This is a genomic window from Paenibacillus sp. LBL, from assembly GCF_029893715.1.
Lineage (GTDB): Bacteria > Bacillota > Bacilli > Paenibacillales > Paenibacillaceae > Paenibacillus_AQ > Paenibacillus_AQ glucanolyticus.
The window spans coordinates 102351-118682 of the sequence record NZ_JARXYU010000018.1; the positions used below are offsets into that span (position 1 = coordinate 102351).

General features: G+C 46.7%; 16 protein-coding genes. All 16 read left to right on the forward strand.

Annotated features, from left to right (window positions below; genetic code table 11):
- Positions 1-13: 13 nt before the first annotated feature.
- Entirely contained in the window at positions 14-325 is a 312-nt protein-coding gene (gene rpmA / locus M2277_RS26665) for a 50S ribosomal protein L27 (RefSeq protein WP_006208812.1), read from the forward strand.
- Positions 326-490: 165 nt separating this feature from the next.
- The gene (locus M2277_RS26670; protein ID WP_076152500.1) at positions 491-1231 is read left to right on the forward strand and encodes a Spo0B domain-containing protein; all 741 of its coding nucleotides are present in this window, start codon (positions 491-493) and stop codon (positions 1229-1231) included.
- A gap of 13 nt (positions 1232-1244) precedes the next feature.
- Positions 1245-2555: a GTPase ObgE gene (obgE, locus tag M2277_RS26675; RefSeq protein WP_006208815.1), complete on the forward strand. Its 1311-nt coding sequence runs from the start codon at positions 1245-1247 to the stop codon at positions 2553-2555.
- Positions 2556-2835: 280 nt separating this feature from the next.
- Positions 2836-4167 (forward strand): SPFH domain-containing protein, encoded by a 1332-nt coding sequence (locus M2277_RS26680; protein ID WP_280756041.1) that lies wholly within the window; start codon positions 2836-2838, stop codon positions 4165-4167.
- The gene (locus tag M2277_RS26685) at positions 4164-4922 is read left to right on the forward strand and encodes a hypothetical protein (RefSeq protein WP_280756042.1); all 759 of its coding nucleotides are present in this window, start codon (positions 4164-4166) and stop codon (positions 4920-4922) included. The genes M2277_RS26680 and M2277_RS26685 overlap by 4 nt, the downstream gene beginning before the upstream one ends.
- Before the next feature lie 24 nt (positions 4923-4946).
- Positions 4947-5702, forward strand: a complete 756-nt coding sequence (locus M2277_RS26690; protein WP_148247964.1) for an NnrS family protein — start codon at positions 4947-4949, stop codon at positions 5700-5702.
- A gap of 52 nt (positions 5703-5754) precedes the next feature.
- Positions 5755-6540, forward strand: coding sequence for a hypothetical protein (locus tag M2277_RS26695; protein ID WP_280756043.1), 786 nt, complete (start codon positions 5755-5757; stop codon positions 6538-6540).
- A 21-nt stretch (positions 6541-6561) separates the two neighbouring features.
- Positions 6562-7293 (forward strand): hypothetical protein, encoded by a 732-nt coding sequence (locus M2277_RS26700; RefSeq protein ID WP_280756044.1) that lies wholly within the window; start codon positions 6562-6564, stop codon positions 7291-7293.
- A gap of 34 nt (positions 7294-7327) precedes the next feature.
- Positions 7328-8053: a hypothetical protein gene (locus M2277_RS26705; RefSeq protein WP_280756045.1), complete on the forward strand. Its 726-nt coding sequence runs from the start codon at positions 7328-7330 to the stop codon at positions 8051-8053.
- Positions 8054-8291: 238 nt separating this feature from the next.
- Positions 8292-8729, forward strand: coding sequence for an ACT domain-containing protein (locus tag M2277_RS26710; RefSeq protein WP_009594028.1), 438 nt, complete (start codon positions 8292-8294; stop codon positions 8727-8729).
- A gap of 54 nt (positions 8730-8783) precedes the next feature.
- A complete protein-coding gene (locus M2277_RS26715; protein ID WP_280756046.1) occupies positions 8784-10070 on the forward strand; it encodes a homoserine dehydrogenase in 1287 nt (428 codons plus the stop codon).
- A 57-nt stretch (positions 10071-10127) separates the two neighbouring features.
- A complete protein-coding gene (thrC, locus tag M2277_RS26720; RefSeq protein ID WP_006208825.1) occupies positions 10128-11201 on the forward strand; it encodes a threonine synthase in 1074 nt (357 codons plus the stop codon).
- The gene (gene thrB / locus M2277_RS26725) at positions 11198-12169 is read left to right on the forward strand and encodes a homoserine kinase (RefSeq protein ID WP_280756047.1); all 972 of its coding nucleotides are present in this window, start codon (positions 11198-11200) and stop codon (positions 12167-12169) included. Before thrC ends, thrB begins: the two co-directional genes overlap by 4 nt.
- Positions 12166-13053: a prephenate dehydratase gene (gene pheA / locus M2277_RS26730; RefSeq protein ID WP_006208827.1), complete on the forward strand. Its 888-nt coding sequence runs from the start codon at positions 12166-12168 to the stop codon at positions 13051-13053. Before thrB ends, pheA begins: the two co-directional genes overlap by 4 nt.
- Positions 13054-13938: a branched-chain-amino-acid transaminase gene (gene ilvE, locus M2277_RS26735; RefSeq protein ID WP_063478871.1), complete on the forward strand. Its 885-nt coding sequence runs from the start codon at positions 13054-13056 to the stop codon at positions 13936-13938. It abuts the gene before it with no gap.
- Positions 13939-14101: 163 nt separating this feature from the next.
- Positions 14102-15808 carry a LysM peptidoglycan-binding domain-containing protein gene (locus tag M2277_RS26740; protein ID WP_280756048.1) on the forward strand — a complete coding sequence of 569 codons (1707 nt, stop codon included), beginning with the start codon at positions 14102-14104 and terminating at the stop codon, positions 15806-15808.
- Positions 15809-16332 lie beyond the last annotated feature (524 nt).

Below are 16332 nucleotides of genomic sequence, written 5' to 3' on the forward strand. Positions count from 1 at the left end.
GGAGGTAGACAACATGTTGAAATTGGATCTTCAGTTATTCGCATCGAAAAAAGGTGTAGGTTCCACAAAGAACGGTCGTGATAGCCAATCGAAACGTCTTGGCGTGAAACGTGCAGACGGTCAGGCAGTATCTGGCGGAAGCATCTTGGTTCGCCAACGCGGAACCAAAATTCATCCAGGCACGAATGTGGGTATCGGTAAAGATGACACTTTGTTTGCGAAAGTCGATGGCGTTGTGAAATTTGAACGTTGGGGTCGTGATCGCAAGAAAGTGAGCGTCTACCCGGTTGATGTCGCTCCAGTAGCGGCTGCAGTAGAAGCTTAATTGTTTCTTATGCATACAGAAGAAGCCTTTCGGCATCGTTGCCGGGGCTTCTTTTTTTGTAAATTCTATAAGAATGATAATCCGGGGATGAACCGCCCTGAAAGACTATGATATACTGGGATTTGGTGAATGTAACCAATTGCTGTTGAAAGACGAGGAGAAGCGATGAAATCCTGGAAATGGATAGCGGCTGGGGCGGGGTTAACCTCAGTAATACCGGTAGCATGGATGGTATGGAAACCCACATGGGCGGCAGGAGCAGTATTGACGGCTTGGGCTGTGGCTGCTGCAGTCTGCGGGGCATGGCTTGTTCGTAAATCAGAGGAACGCAGACAGCAGGCCATCATTCAGAATGTAGAGCAAACGGCGATTCAGATGCTGAATCACCATCGTCATGATTGGATGAATGAGCTTCAAATTTTGTACGGCTACATTCAACTGGGGAAGCATGATAAATCAGTGCGTTCTGTGGAAAGAATAAAGGAACGGATGGCTACAGAGAGTCGAATCTCTAAGCTGGGCATTCCTTCACTGGTTTTTTACTTACATTCATACCGTACGTACAGCAACAATCTGCAATTGGACGTTGAAGTTGTGGACCAGGTGCAGCTGGAAGACAAAGTATCGCCACAAACGGCAGAGTCTTTTACCCACGCGATCATTCAAACGGTGAGAGCCTTCCAATTGAGCGGCAAAGCGTCATGGGGAGAAGCCCGGCAGTTAACATTAACATTTATGCAGCAGGAGCAAGAGCTGATTGTGTGGGCTCAGGGAGAGGGATTCTTCGGAGAACCGGACAGCTTGAAGCTTCAGATTGAACAATCCGTAAAAGGCGAAGGCATTCGGGTGGAACAGATGGAGCCGGGGGAAACCTCGTATCGCTTGTATCTGCCGTTTGTGACTTGAGGAAGGTGATTTCATGTTTGTAGATAAGGCAAAAGTATATGTAAAAGGTGGAGACGGCGGCGATGGGCTCATCGCATTCCGTCGTGAGAAATACGTTCCTGAAGGCGGACCTGCCGGCGGCGACGGCGGCAAGGGCGGCGACGTGATTTTCCGGGTGGATGAAGGACTTCGCACGCTGATGGATTTCCGTTACCAGAAGCATTTCAAGGCCAAGCGCGGAGAAAAGGGTCGGAATAAAAGTCAGCATGGTGCCAACGCGGACAGCACGATTGTTCGTATTCCGCCAGGTACCATCTTAACAGATGACGATACCGGCGAAGTGATTGGCGATCTGACCAGGCATGGTCAGCAGGTGGTTGTTGCCAGAGGAGGCCGTGGTGGCCGCGGGAACATTCGTTTTGCCACACCGAACAATCCGGCCCCTGAACTTGCAGAGAACGGTGAGGAAGGCGAAGAACGCTTTGTAACCATGGAACTTAAGGTTATGGCAGATGTAGGTCTCGTTGGATTTCCAAGCGTAGGCAAATCAACCCTGTTATCCGTTGTGTCTGCGGCACAGCCGAAGATTGGCGCTTACCATTTTACGACGATAACTCCGAATTTGGGTATGGTTGACGTTGGAGACGGGCGCAATTTTGTCATGGCTGATCTGCCTGGTCTGATTGAGGGTGCACATGAAGGCGTAGGATTGGGGCATGAATTCCTTCGTCATGTGGAGAGAACTCGTGTCATTATCCATGTTGTGGATATGGCAGGCACAGAGGGTAGAGATCCGTTTGAAGATTGGGAAAAAATCAATGATGAGATCAGACTGTACAATCCGCTCCTGATTGAGCGCCCGCAAATCGTGGCTGCCAATAAAATGGACATGCCTGAGGCAGAGGAGTATCTAGCTGCCTTTAAGGAGAAGATTAAGGAAATCCGTCCTGACATCGAGATTATGCCGATCTCCTCCCTAACGCGTCAGGGCATCCAGGAACTTCTGTATCGCACGATCGATGTGCTTGAGAGCATTCCGGATGAGCCGACGGTCGAAGAGGTAACCGAGGTTTCCGAACGTAAGGTTTATAAATTCAAAGCGCAAAACGACAATTCCTTTACGGTTACCAGGGATAATGAAATGTATGTGGTCCATAGTGAGCGCATTGAACGGATGCTGAAGCGGATGCAGATGAATTCGCATGATGCGATCCTGAAACTCGCCAGGACGATGCGTCATATGGGTATCGATGAAGAGCTTCGTAAGCGTGGTGCGACTGAAGGGACCATTGTAAGAATCGGCGATTTCGAATTCGAATTTGTTGAAGGAAGCAGCTACTATTGATCAGCACCCCATAAACATATATTCAAGGAAGCGGCCAAGTCTGTTGAACAGCAGACTTGGCCGTTTTTTCATGAATGGAATCACATCCGTCTACATCGTTATCTCCAAAGTATGCCAAACGCTGTTCATCGTATTGTTAGAGGCTCATAGCTTGTCTTTTTTTCGACTTTCCAAATTTTGCATCCATTTATCGGATAAATCGTATACAATAGTAGTACATTAGTACCTATTTCCATAGATCATCAGATGGAACGAACCGTGCAAAAAGGAGAGTAGAACTATGGCAATCATTGAAGTTGTAAAATACGAAGGACCCCCCGATGTGTTTGCTTGGCGTTATCCGAACCAGGAGTTAGGCACGTGGACCCAGCTTATCGTTCATGAGACGCAGGAGGCTATTCTGTATAAGGGCGGTCAGGCATTGGACTCCTTTTCTGCTGGACGACATACGCTGAGTACAGCGAATATACCGATACTATCTAATATTATCAACCTTCCATTCGGCGGAAAGTCTCCGTTTACGGCGGAAGTCTGGTTTGTTAATAAACTTCGCTCACTGGATGTGAAATGGGGGACCAGTTCGCCAATCCAGCTGCAGGATCCGAAGTATAACATTATTGTATCGCTTCGAGCTTTTGGCCAATTCGGTGTTCAGATCAGCGATCCGCGAAAGTTTCTGGCAACGATGGTCGGCACCCTTCCAACCTTTGATCAGAGCACACTTGTCAAATACTATCGTGGCGTACTGATGTCCAATATTACAGAGATCATATCCTCATATATTGTTCATAAAAAAATTAGCGTCGTAGAAATCAATGCTTACATAGCGGAAATATCGAAGCACATCATGGAAGCAATTGCTGTTTCATTTGAAGAAATGGGAATCACCCTGCTTAATTTCTATGTGGATTCCATCAATATCCCCGAGAATGACCCCGCTGCGATTCGAATCAAGGAAGCGTTGGCAAAAAAAGCGGAAATGGACATCATCGGATATACCTACCATCAGGAAAGGACTTTTAATACGCTGGAGGGTGCGGCAAAGAATCCCGGCAGCCCGGCAGCTGTTATGGGGACTGGACTGGGTATGGGGCTTGGCATGGTTGGCCCGATGTATGAGACCGTGGGCCAAATGTTTGAAAGTTCAAGAGTTCGGGAGAAAAAAGATATACAAGTGATACAGAAGGCATGTGCCAAGTGTGGAACATTGAATGGGGAAGAATCTCGATTCTGTTCGGGATGCGGTCACTCCATTCTCACGAAGCCGGAGGAACAAACGGTAAAAACCATCCCGTGCAGTGACTGCGGTCAGCCTCTGCCTCCGAATGCCAAGTTCTGTCTTCACTGTGGAGATCCGTATCACGCTTGCCCTAAGTGCGGTCATGACCACCCGGCAGGTGCTGTAAAATGTCCGGATTGCGGTGCACCCCTCCCTATGCCTTGCAGAGAATGCGGTGAATTAGTGGATGCGGAAGCAAAATTTTGTCCTAGCTGCGGGTCAAGCCAAGTGCTTGCATGCCCAGGCTGTAATCATGAGATTAAACCGGAACAAAAGTTCTGCATGGAGTGCGGCCATAAATTGACGTGGAATGAAAGCGAGGGAAGAGAGTGAGTACAAGAACCACGAGTCGAAACCAGTTATGGCTGGCTGCCGTTGTGCTTCCGATTGTAACCATCCTCCTGTTCGGATTTACCGGTGGGATGGTTCAGTTGAATTCCTGGATATCGGGTATAGCCCTTGGATGCGCCGAAGCGGCCATTTTCATATTTATTGGATTCCTTATCCATCGACGTAACGCGGCTTCCGCAGCAGTTCCTTTTTTTATTGCTTCAGGAGCTATTATTGGCATTTATGCCGTCTCCGTTTTGTTGGAGGTTATTTTGCTGGGATATTTATTTAAGCTGCCTGTATCTTCGTACATGATGATTCATCTCATCACTTTATTGGTGTTCTTTGTTGTTCTGGGGCTGGTAGCCCTGGTTGGGAAATATGCAGGTACTCATGAACAGAGGGAAACCGATCATCTCACGGGGAAGCGAGAGATTGTGGATTGGATTGGCTCTATTCGCAGGAAGCTTAGCCAGATGCCAGTTGAGAATATTCAAGCATTAGACCGCCAGGTAGCCGAGCTCGAGGAAACGCTTCGCTACAGCGATCCCATCACACACTCCTCTTTAGTTGAAGTGGAGCATCTAATCCAGCAGAAAATTGCGATGCTGGAGGATCAAGTTGCGCTGATCGGTGGATCCCAGAAGGAACAACATCATGAACTGACAGAGCAGGCCGTTCATATCATCCGGGATATTCTCAGAACAGTACAGGACCGGAACACGGCACTTCTGAAAGCAAAAGCGGGATCAACATAAAGCAGATGACTGAGGGGAGAGCGTATGGGGGGTTCATTGAAGCAGAAGCTTTTTAAATCCAGACTCACGAAAATAGATTATTTCATTATCGTGCTGGCGGCTATATTTTTTCCGTTAGCTATTGTGCTCGCGGCCATTCGGGTGCTCGTCACCCAGCGTCATAACAGCTGTAAAGGAAGGAACAACAGACTCTTTGGGTGGGTGCTGGTTCTCACATTTGGAGTCATGGAATTCCTTATAATGATAGGCACGATGGATGATAACGATGTTGACGGGCTCATCTCTTCCACGATCGTGCTTGGCATTGTCATACTAATTCCAGCCATTATCATGTTTGTGATCGCTAACCGAGAAGATAAGAAATTCAGCAGCCTCCTGCAAGTTTATTCGAATGCCATCATACGGAAAAGGCTGGTTCATATTGGGCAGATCGCTCAGGACGCCAGGGTGACGCCAGCACATGCTGCCCGGGATATAACGTTTATGTTTGAAGAGCGTATGCTTCCCTATGGGAAGATTGATAATGGGATGGTGAGCATTCCTTCATTGCTCAACAAGTCCGAATCCCCTACCCAGGGGGAGTTTGTTTCACGCAGCGGGCAGAGAGTGCAGTATACACTGGGCAATGATGCAGCGGAATCTGTAAATTCCGAACGAACCGTAACTCAGGTGGGTAGCGTACCAAAGTCGGTGGAATGTCCTGGCTGCGGGGCAAGGACGGTCGTGACGCAGCTTGAGAAAAAAGAATGCGAGTATTGCGGTACGATGATTGTTGCTTAAGGAGTTAATCTAATAAGAATAATAGCCACATGATAGTCAAGGAGAACAAGGAATGAATAATCAAACAAGTGTTTACCGACCTACATTCACTAAAGTTGATTTTTTTATAATATTTGGGACCGCTGTGTTTCCACCAGTGTTTTTAGCTGTGGGTTTACTTCAAGTGGTTGCTTCTCATCGATTTTCATATCGGAAGGGTTCTAATTACAGTCTTTTATCCACTCTATTAGTCATGACTTTTTTATGGATATTCATCTACGCTTATTTTGTGTCGTTCGCTGGATTGGAATCATCCATAAGGACAAAGGAAACCCAATCCCTTATGCTAATAGTCGCCATGTTTTGTCTGCCTCTTATTGTTGCTTTTCAAGTGATGAGTATGCGAGCTAACACGTATTTTAAGGGACTTGAAACAAGCTACAAAGAATTGCTCCTAAATCAGGATCACGATGAAATTGCGGAGATTGCGAGGCGGGTTAATCGTAAACCTGAGCAAGCGACTCAGGACATCATGTTTTTAATGCAAGAGAACACACTTCCTTCGGGGACTATTGAAGATGGGATTATCTACTGGGATGGAGAAGACGAAGAGGAAGAGGAAGAACAAGAACAAGAACAAGAAGATGATGAAAGTAACAATGATGATACGTTAGAAGTTGAGACAGATTCCTCTCAAAAGGCAGAGCAAGAGGCTGCTGCAGAAAGCTCATTAATTCGAAGCATTCCTAGCAAACTGCCTAAGTCAACACAATGTGTGGGGTGTGGTTCAAAAGTGATTTTGCAACCAGAGGAGTCTAAAGAGTGTGAGTATTGTGGCAGTTGGTTGAATTACGTGTAATCCACGGAGGGAGGTTTAGCATTGGCTATACAAACAAAGGATCAAAAACATGACAAGTATGAGCCACGACCAGAGGCATTGGATCATGTTTTGATAACTGGCAGTTTGCTTTTGCCTTATATATTGATTCCGCTAACCATCTGGAGAGCTGTCTCTAATCAACATCTCAATTATCGAAAAGGATTCACCTATAAATTAATTTCATTTCAATTACTGTTCAGTTTTGTTTCGTATCTTATTTATGGTTTTTTCTTTAACTCTATTTTTGCTTATATTGTAGGAGTATTTTTCATTAATTTTGTTTTGCTGGTTGTAGTTGCCGGGTTTCAGCTAAACCGAAATGAGCGGTACTCTAATATGGTTGAGCAATATAAACAGGTTATATTTATTCATAAAATTAATCATATAGAAGAGATTGCAGAACAGATGAGGCAGAAGCCAATCAGTGTAGAGAAGGATTTAGAATATTTAATGGATAAAGGCCATTTTCCACGAGGTGCTATTGTGGATGGAGAGTTGATTTTTAAAAGGAATGATGAGGTTGGGAATTTCTTGGATAAACAGGGTCAGTTCACTTCGATTAAGGATTCAGTGAGTCCCCAACGGAGTATTCGCACCACAAACACACTTGTTGACATGCAAGCAAATCCTCCGCAGCCTAAAACCGTGGAATGTTCTGGCTGTGGATCCAAAGTCATACTTAACAAGATGGATACCAAGGAATGCGATTACTGCGGAATCGTACTTCATTAAGGATGCTACCTCAAACACTTTGGAGGAGTGAGGATTGAAAGTGAGTGAAAATCAACAGTACGAACCCCAACCAACCGGTTGGGATGCTTTAATCTTATTAGGGAGTTTTATATTGTTTCCGGTCATTTTATTGCCGGTACTATGGAAATTTATCAGCTCAACTCATCTTAACTATAGGAAGGGTTATAGCTACTATCAATTAACCAATTGTCTTATCGGTGGTTACATCTTTACTGTAATGTATTACTTTTTTGTTCCATACAGTGAGTTCGAGCCTTCACAACGGGCTAATAAAGCTATGGGATTGGCTTTAGCGGTAGGTATTATTGGTATATTAATCGTTGCTGTCCTATATGGACTAAGATTAAGAGCAAACAAGAGATTTTATACACTCGCGAAAGAGTATGAATCTTTGGTATCAAACGGCCTCCACAGTATTGAAGACATTGCATTGCATGTTCATCAACCTCTGTCCGCAGTACTGAAAGATTTGCAGTATTTACTCAATCACAAACTCTTTCCTAACGGCATTATCAAAGAGGGGAGGGTGCGGTTGAACGCCTATAACCAGCATTCGGATAAACCCGGCATGGAAAGTACTCATAATCTGGTCCATAATACAGATGAAACACCACTTGAAACAACGGTCCCACCGGGTCCAAAAAGTCATGAGTGCATCGGCTGCGGAAATAAAGTTATGTTAAATCCACTGGAATCTCTTCCATGTGAATATTGTGGTTTGCCCCTGACCTATACATAGCTGGTAGAGAAATCGGCAGTCTTCGAGTATCGGAGGCTGCTTTTTCTTACGCTACATTTACAATTTTGACGTTAATTACGATGAGTTCCAATAGGAATTGCGATATAGTATAGGCTATAGAGTTGACATAATAATATCGTAATCTCTAAAAAATGGCCACTTATGTATTGCCCTTACTTGGTATATCCAGTATAATGTCCACTATACGAATACAGTAGTCTTTGAGGAGAGGACGTTTGTGAAGGAACGCTACTATCTGGTCCGGGAAGACATCCTTCCCGAAGCTGTAGTTAAAACAATGCAAGTGAAAAAATTGCTGGCGTCGGGAGACGTTAGGACGGTTCATGAAGCCGTTGAGCAGGTTGGGCTTAGCCGGAGTGCTTTTTATAAGTACAAAGATGGCATTCATCCAATCAATCAACTGGAACGTGATGAAATCGTAACGATTTCTATCGATATGGAACATCGCTCCGGGATGCTGTCCGAGGTGCTTGGGCTGGTTGCGGGTGAAGGCGGGAATGTGCTTACCATTCATCAGAGCATTCCGCTGCAAGGGATCGCAAATGTTGTGATTTCCGTTGAGGTTTCCCGGCTTAATGAGGAGCTGGATGATCTGCTCGACGGTTTGAGGCGAATAGCCGGGGTAAGAAGGGTCCAGATGATTGGGCAAGGGTAAGATATGACAAATAAATAGATATCTATGTGATGGGATACAGGAGGTAGTGTATTAATGAAACCGGTCAGAGTAGGGCTTTTGGGATTAGGAACCGTAGGGACAGGGGTAGTCCGCATCGTAGAGGGGCATCAGGAGGATTTGAGCAGTCAGGTCGGTTCGCCGATTACGATAGAGCGTATTGCAGTAAAACATCTGGAGAAATACCGCAGCGTCAGCGTGGATCAGACTAAGCTAACCGAAGATCCATGGGAAGTCATCCGCGATCCCGAGATCGATGTCATTGTGGAAGTGATGGGCGGAATCGAGCAGACGAAGTCTTATATCCTCGAAGCGCTTGATCGGGGTAAACATATCGTAACAGCTAACAAGGATCTGATGGCCTTGCACGGTGCCGAAATTTTGGCAAAAGCTCAAGAGAAGCAGTGTGATGTGTTCTACGAAGCCAGTGTAGCTGGCGGCATTCCGATTATCCGGACGCTGATTGAAGGATTCTCATCCGACCGTATCATGAAAATTATGGGGATTGTGAACGGCACAACCAACTTTATTCTGACCAAAATGAGCCAGGAGGGCGCCTCTTACGAGGATGTTTTGGTGGAGGCCCAGCAGCTTGGATATGCAGAGGCTGATCCGACTTCCGATGTGGAAGGCTTGGACGCGGCACGCAAGATGGCGATACTCGGTACCCTCGGCTTCCGTACGAATGTGGAGCTGCAGGATGTATCTGTCAAGGGAATCTCGCAAGTGACAAAGGACGATATTGCGTATGCCAAGCGCTTGGGTTACGAGATGAAACTTCTGGGAATTGCAGAGCGGCAGGACGATGAGTTCAGCATCAGCGTTCAGCCGACGATGGTTCGCAAAGGACATCCCATCGCAGCAGTAAACGGCGTATTTAACGCCGTTTACGTATACGGGGAAGCTGTCGGTGAAACGATGTTTTATGGAGCCGGTGCCGGCGAGATGCCAACGGCAACATCCGTAGTGGCAGACCTGGTAGCCATCATTAAGAATCTGAAGCTGGGCGTTAACGGCTTGAAAGCCATCGTCCCTTATAAACTGAAGAAACTCAAAACCGATGAGCAGATCGTGTACAAAAATTTCATTCTGCTTCATGTGGATGATAAAGCGGGCGTGCTTGCCCAAATTACGCAGGTGTTTGCCCAGCATGATGTCAGCTTGGAGTCCGTTGTCCAGCAGCCGAATGAGCATAACCCGGATGCTGAGATTATCATCGTCACCCATAACGCAAGCAAAGCCAACATGGATAAGGTACTGAATCATTTCGAAGGCTTGGATGTCATCCGCCGAATTAAAAGTGTTTATCGTGTTGAAGGATAAGCGATTCAAAGCATGAACCCTATATAATTTTTTCACAAGAAAAGGAGAACAAGAGAGATGCCGTATGAAGGATTGCTTCAAACCTACAGAGAATATTTGCCGGTGAATGAGCGTACTCCGCTTCTTACACTCAAGGAAGGGAATACGCCACTGATCAAAGCCGTTAACTTATCGGAAGAGCTCGGGATTGATTTGCATTTCAAATTTGAAGGACTTAATCCTACGGGATCTTTTAAAGACCGTGGAATGGTGATGGCCGTAGCAAAAGCGATGGAAGAGGGAAGCCGTACAATTATGTGCGCTTCTACCGGTAATACTTCCGCAGCAGCGGCTGCTTATGCTGCCCGCGGAGGGTTGAATTGCATCGTCATTATTCCTAACAATAATATTGCTTTGGGTAAGCTTGCTCAGGCGATGATTTACGGAGCGAAGGTCATTGCCATTGATGGCAACTTTGACCGTGCGCTGGAAATCGTTCGCGAGATTACTGCGAAGCATCCGATCACGCTTGTGAACTCGGTGAATCCGTATCGTATCGAAGGCCAGAAGACTGCGGCATTCGAGGTCGTAGACCAACTGGGCAAAGCGCCGGATGTACTGGCGATTCCAGTCGGCAATGCGGGGAACATCTCCGCATACTGGAAAGGATTTAAAGAGTATCACACCGCAGGCAAATCGTCCTCACTTCCAAAAATGCTTGGGTTTGAAGCGGAAGGCGCGATGGCTATCGTCAAAGGGGAGCCTATCGCGAATCCGGAGACAGTGGCCACTGCCATCCGCATCGGGAATCCAGCCAGCTGGAAAACGGCGGTTGCTGCTGCAGAGGAGTCCGGCGGACAGATTAACTATGTTACGGACGAGGAGATTTTGGAAGCTTATCGTAAAATCGCATCGCGGGAAGGGATTTTTGCCGAGCCTGGATCTGCTGCTTCCATTGCAGGTGTCTATAAAATGAAGCGTGAAGGATATTTTAAAGGCGGGGAGTCCGTTGTCTGTGTTCTGACAGGACATGGTCTGAAGGATCCCAACATCGCGATCTCCACAGTGAAATCCGAACCGCTCGTTGTGTCGGATACAGAATCTGCCGTAATGGATGCTATTGCTCAGCTTGAAGGAGCTGCGCAGGTATGAGTTTGTCCCAAGGAGTCCTGGTGAAGGTTCCGGCCAGTACGGCGAATTTGGGACCCGGATTCGATACACTCGGCATGGCATTGTCTCTTTATTCATGGATCGAGATCAAAGCGTCGGAGCATACCGGATTCCATCTTCATGGTGATCAGATGGGCGGTCTGCCGACAGATAAGAGCAACCTGATTTATAAGGTGGCTCAGATGGTTTTTGAGGAAGCGGGACAATCTGTCCCGGAACTCGAAATTTCCATGTACTCTGAAATACCGCTCACCCGGGGTCTTGGCAGCAGCGCTTCAGCCATTGTAGGTGCATTAGCAGCTGCCAACGCTCTGATCGGCTCACCATTGCCGGATTCCAAGCTTTTTGATATGGCGACGAATCTTGAGAAGCATCCAGATAATGTGGGGGCTTCTTTATTTGGAGGAATTATTACGGCGGTATGGGATGGAGCTCATGCGGATTATATGCGCATTGAACCTCCGGCGGACCTCGGAACGCTCGTAGTCATTCCCGATTTTGAGTTGGCGACATCCAAGGCAAGGGAAGCATTGCCTGCCCAGGTCAGTTTAGCCGACGCTGTATATAATATTAGTCGGTCCTCCTTAATGACAGCAGCTCTTTGCGCAGGCAGACTGGATTTGATTCGTGCTGCAATGCAAGACCGTATCCACCAGCCCTACCGGGCACCGCTCGTACCGGGGATGTCCAGGATTTTGACGGAAGCACCTGACCAGGGAGCACTCGGTATCGCGCTTAGCGGGGCGGGTCCGACTATGATTGCTTTCGTGGACCGCAAAGATCCGCGAGTAGAAGGACAACTGAGCACGTATCTGATGGAGACGATGAAGTCGGAAGGAATTTCGGCTGCTTGTTACCAGCTGAATCCAGTTGCCGAAGGTGTTCAGCTGATGGATGATATAAACAACAAATCCTTTTTGGATATGATTAGAGGGGAAGTTACTTCATGAAAAAAATAGCCTTGTTGCCCTCAGGATCGGTATCTCATGAAGCGATACGCTATCTCCTTAATGGTGAGCCGGTGGAGTTTGTGCACTATAAACTGATCTCTGATGTATTTATGTCTACAGTAGAAGGCAAGAGCGATTATAGCGTTATCCCGATTGAGAACACCATTGAAGGATCGGTAAGCCTTCACATGGATTGGCTGGTGAATGAGGTGGACCTGCCGATGCAGGTTGAGTGGGTATATCCTTCCATCCAAAATTTAATCGGAAATGCTTCGGAATTCCTTACGAGTGACGGAACGATGGATTACAGTCAAATCAAAAAGATCTGGTCCCATCAAGTTGCGACTGCGCAGTGCCGTCAGTTTCTTGCAAAAGCAGCACCTCAAGCGGAGCTGGAGCAGGTAGGCAGCACCTCGGAAGGGGTTAAAATCGTAAAGGATAATCCAGGCCAGGGGTGGGCCGCGATCGGAACATCACTGGGTGCGGCAACACACGGATTAAACGTGCTTGCCGAGCGTATTACCGATCATGATAACAATTACACCCGATTCGTATTGATCGGTCGTGATCCGATTTCAATTAACCGTTCGCCGGAGCATATCAAAACCAGTATCCTGGTTACGCTGCCGGAAGACGTTCCGGGTGCGCTGCATCAGGTGCTTTCTGCTTTTGCATGGCGGCGTTTGAATTTGTCCCGCATCGAGTCCCGCCCTACGAAGAAAAAGCTTGGTAATTACTATTTTTATATCGATGTCATGGCTTCTACCGATTCCGTTCTGTTGGTCGCAGCAATGGGAGAGATTGAAGCGCTTGGATGTTTGGTTCGCGTGCTGGGGTCTTATCCGGGCTATGCGTACGAGCGTGAGAAGATGGAGGTTAAGTAAATGTCAGAGCAATGGATCTATTTAGATGGAGAATTGGTCACCAAAGAGAACGCTAAAGTATCCGTTTTTGATCATGGATTCCTGTACGGAGACGGTATATTCGAAGGTATTCGGATATATAACGGCAACATCTTTAAGTGCAAGGAACACTTGGACCGGCTGTACGATTCCGCCAAGTCCATCGATTTAGTTATTCCACTGGCATACGATGAACTGCTGGAGGCTATGGCAGAAACCATTCGACGCAACGATATGCGTAATGGCTATATTCGTCTCGTGGTATCTCGTGGTGCTGGCAATCTGGGCCTGGATCCGCGGCGCTGTCCTAAACCAACCGTGTTAATTATTGTAGAGCAGCTCGCCATTTACTCGGAGGAAGCTTATCTGAACGGCTTGAAGGCCGTTTCTGTGGCTCAGCGCCGCAACATTCCAGATGCGCTTAATCCCAAGATCAAGTCCTTGAACTATCTAAACAACATTCTTGTGAAGATTCAATCGAACTTTGCGGGTGCGGATGAAGCGATCATGATGAATGCGCAAGGATATGTGACCGAAGGTTCCGGGGATAATATTTTCATCGTCAAAAATGGAGTGGTCACAACACCGCCCTGCTATCTGGGAGCACTTGAAGGCATTACGCGTCAGGCAATTATCGATTTATGCGATCAACTGGGCATTAAATTGAAGGAAGAGCCTTTTAGCATGCACGACGTATACATTGCAGACGAGGTATTCTTTACAGGAACCGCTGCCGAGGTTATTGCCGCTCGCGAAATTGACGGTCGGATTATCGGTAAAGGGCAGGCTGGCCCGGTTACTCTGAAGCTGCTCGAAGAATTCCGCAAAATTGTAGATCAAGACGGTTATAAAGTATGGGAATCTTAATTTTATAGGACAGCTCGTTATGTGTCTTCAACAATCCTTTCATGTCGATGGAAGGATTTTTTTTGTCTTGAGGGATGTCAATCGCCTATTCCGTGCATAGGATGTAGTAACGAAAGCGGGCGAATTACATGACGCCTAGAAGAGTGTAGGAGGTTTTAGCGGCGTGAAGATACACATCGTCAAGGAAGGCGACACCCTATATGAGCTGTCCAAAAAATATGACGTCCCATTAGCGAAAATCATCGATGCCAATCCACAGCTCGTGGATCCGAATAAGCTCGAGGTCGGTACCAAGATCAAAGTACCAACAGAGCCTGTTCCGGTACCTGGCGGCAGCCAGCCAATCATCCATAAGCATACGGTAAAGCAAGGAGATTCTCTCTGGAAGCTGTCCAAGGCATGGGGAGTTACCTTGAAGGAAATCATTGATGCCAATCCGCAGCTTAAAAATCCGAATGCCCTTTTGGTGGGAGAAGTCGTCAATATCCCGTCATCAGGGGTATACACGGAGACAGGAGCAGAAGAGGGGACTTCGATGAGCTCTGGATCGACCCCTGGCAAGAAGAAACCAGGCAGCAAGGAATACACGGGTGTGAAGGAAGAAATAACGGCGCCGATCGAGCAGCCGCCGGTACCTGAAGTGAAGGAACCGGAACCGCCGGTTCTGCCAAAACTGCCGGAGATTTCACCTTTTCCAGAGGAACCTAAGAAAATCGAACCGGAAATTAAGAAACCCGAAATGATGCCGGAAGTCAAAAAGCCGATCATTATGCCGGAGATCAAGAAACCAGAAATCATGCCTGAAATTAAGAAGCCGGAAATCATGCCGGAGATTAAGAAATCAGAAGTGATGCCGGAATTTAAGAAGCCTGTCGTTATGCCTGAGTTCAAACCAGAATTCAAACCAGAATTCAAACCAGAATTTAAACCGCCATATAAACCCATTGAACCTGAGTATACGTTCCCTGTCAAAACCATGCCGCTGCCGCATCCGATTCATCCGATCGCGGAACCGTGCCCGCCATTTATGGAGATGCCAGTTCACATGATGCCACATCCATGTCCAGAATTCCCTCATAAAAATGCGCCAGCATTTACGATGCCACAATATGTCTCTCCTGAAGGGCCATGGGGATATCATGAGCCTGTAAAATGGCAAGGCGCGGATTTTGGCAAAGCGGTACATCCGTTTCACCAGATTTCACAGGAAGTGATGCCAGTCTCTTATAATGAGGGCTGGGGGAATGCGACGGCTGGATACCCGGGAGTATCTGAACAACCGATGAGTTTGGAATATTCACAATTCTCGATTACGGAATCATATACGGGCGGTATGGGTTCCAACTACCAGCCATATCCCGAGCATCATCATACAGCAATGACTTACGGATATGTTCCATCACCTTGCGGGTGCCATGGAGGAGAAATAAGTCCGTACTACAATATGCCTCATCACGGGTACCCGCAACATGAACATCACGGTCACCACGTACCTGGCGTTGGAGTTCCTTATCAACCATGGCAGGGTGGGATGGATTTTAATGCAGGAGCATATGGTTCCCCGGCAGCTCATGGCACATATCCTTCATTTGCAAATCCATATGAGCAGAACTGGAATGAACGACAAAACGAGCAGCAGTTTGCTCCTAGCCCTTTTGAGACACAGCAGAGCAACATTTCTGGCAGTAATGAGCTTGAGAATGCTGATGATGATTTGCCGATAAGAGATACTGGTGTCGAAGAGGCTGCAAAATCCAGAGCGAAAGTAAACCGTCAACAGGCTAATAAAACAAGAACAGCAGCAAAAAAATCGCGCAAACAATCTCCTGCATCAAGAAGCAAGCGCCAAAATCCTTGGATCAAAGGGTAAGATTTCAAGTTGTTAATGAAGTAAGGGGGATCAAAGGGTGGTCCTCCTTATTTGCTGTGACCATGTTTCTGTATCTTTTCATTCATCTTTGTTTTGCTTGTTTCGGATGTCTATGAATCTTCCGAATGTTTAGTTATGCTAGCCTCAATGCAGAATCTAATGCAAATAGAATTTGGAAGAAATTATGTATTGCTATCACATTGAATAATATGATACATTATAAATCCAGTCGCGAAATGAAAGAATGCGATGGGACGCTGAGGTTGAGAGGAAGTTATAAGAACTTAAAAAACTCTCTAAAAAAACCTCTTGCATTACCGGAACAAACGTGATATATTATAAGAGTTGCTGGTGCGAACGAGATGCACCGACAACGAAGAAGTTGATCTTTGAAAACTGAACAACGAGTGAGTAAAACGGACCACTTCGGTGGAACGTTGAAATAGAGAATTGAACAAATTCTCGTCAGTTTCTAAATGAGCAAGTCAAACCTTTTTGGAGAGTTTGATCCTGGCTCAGGACGA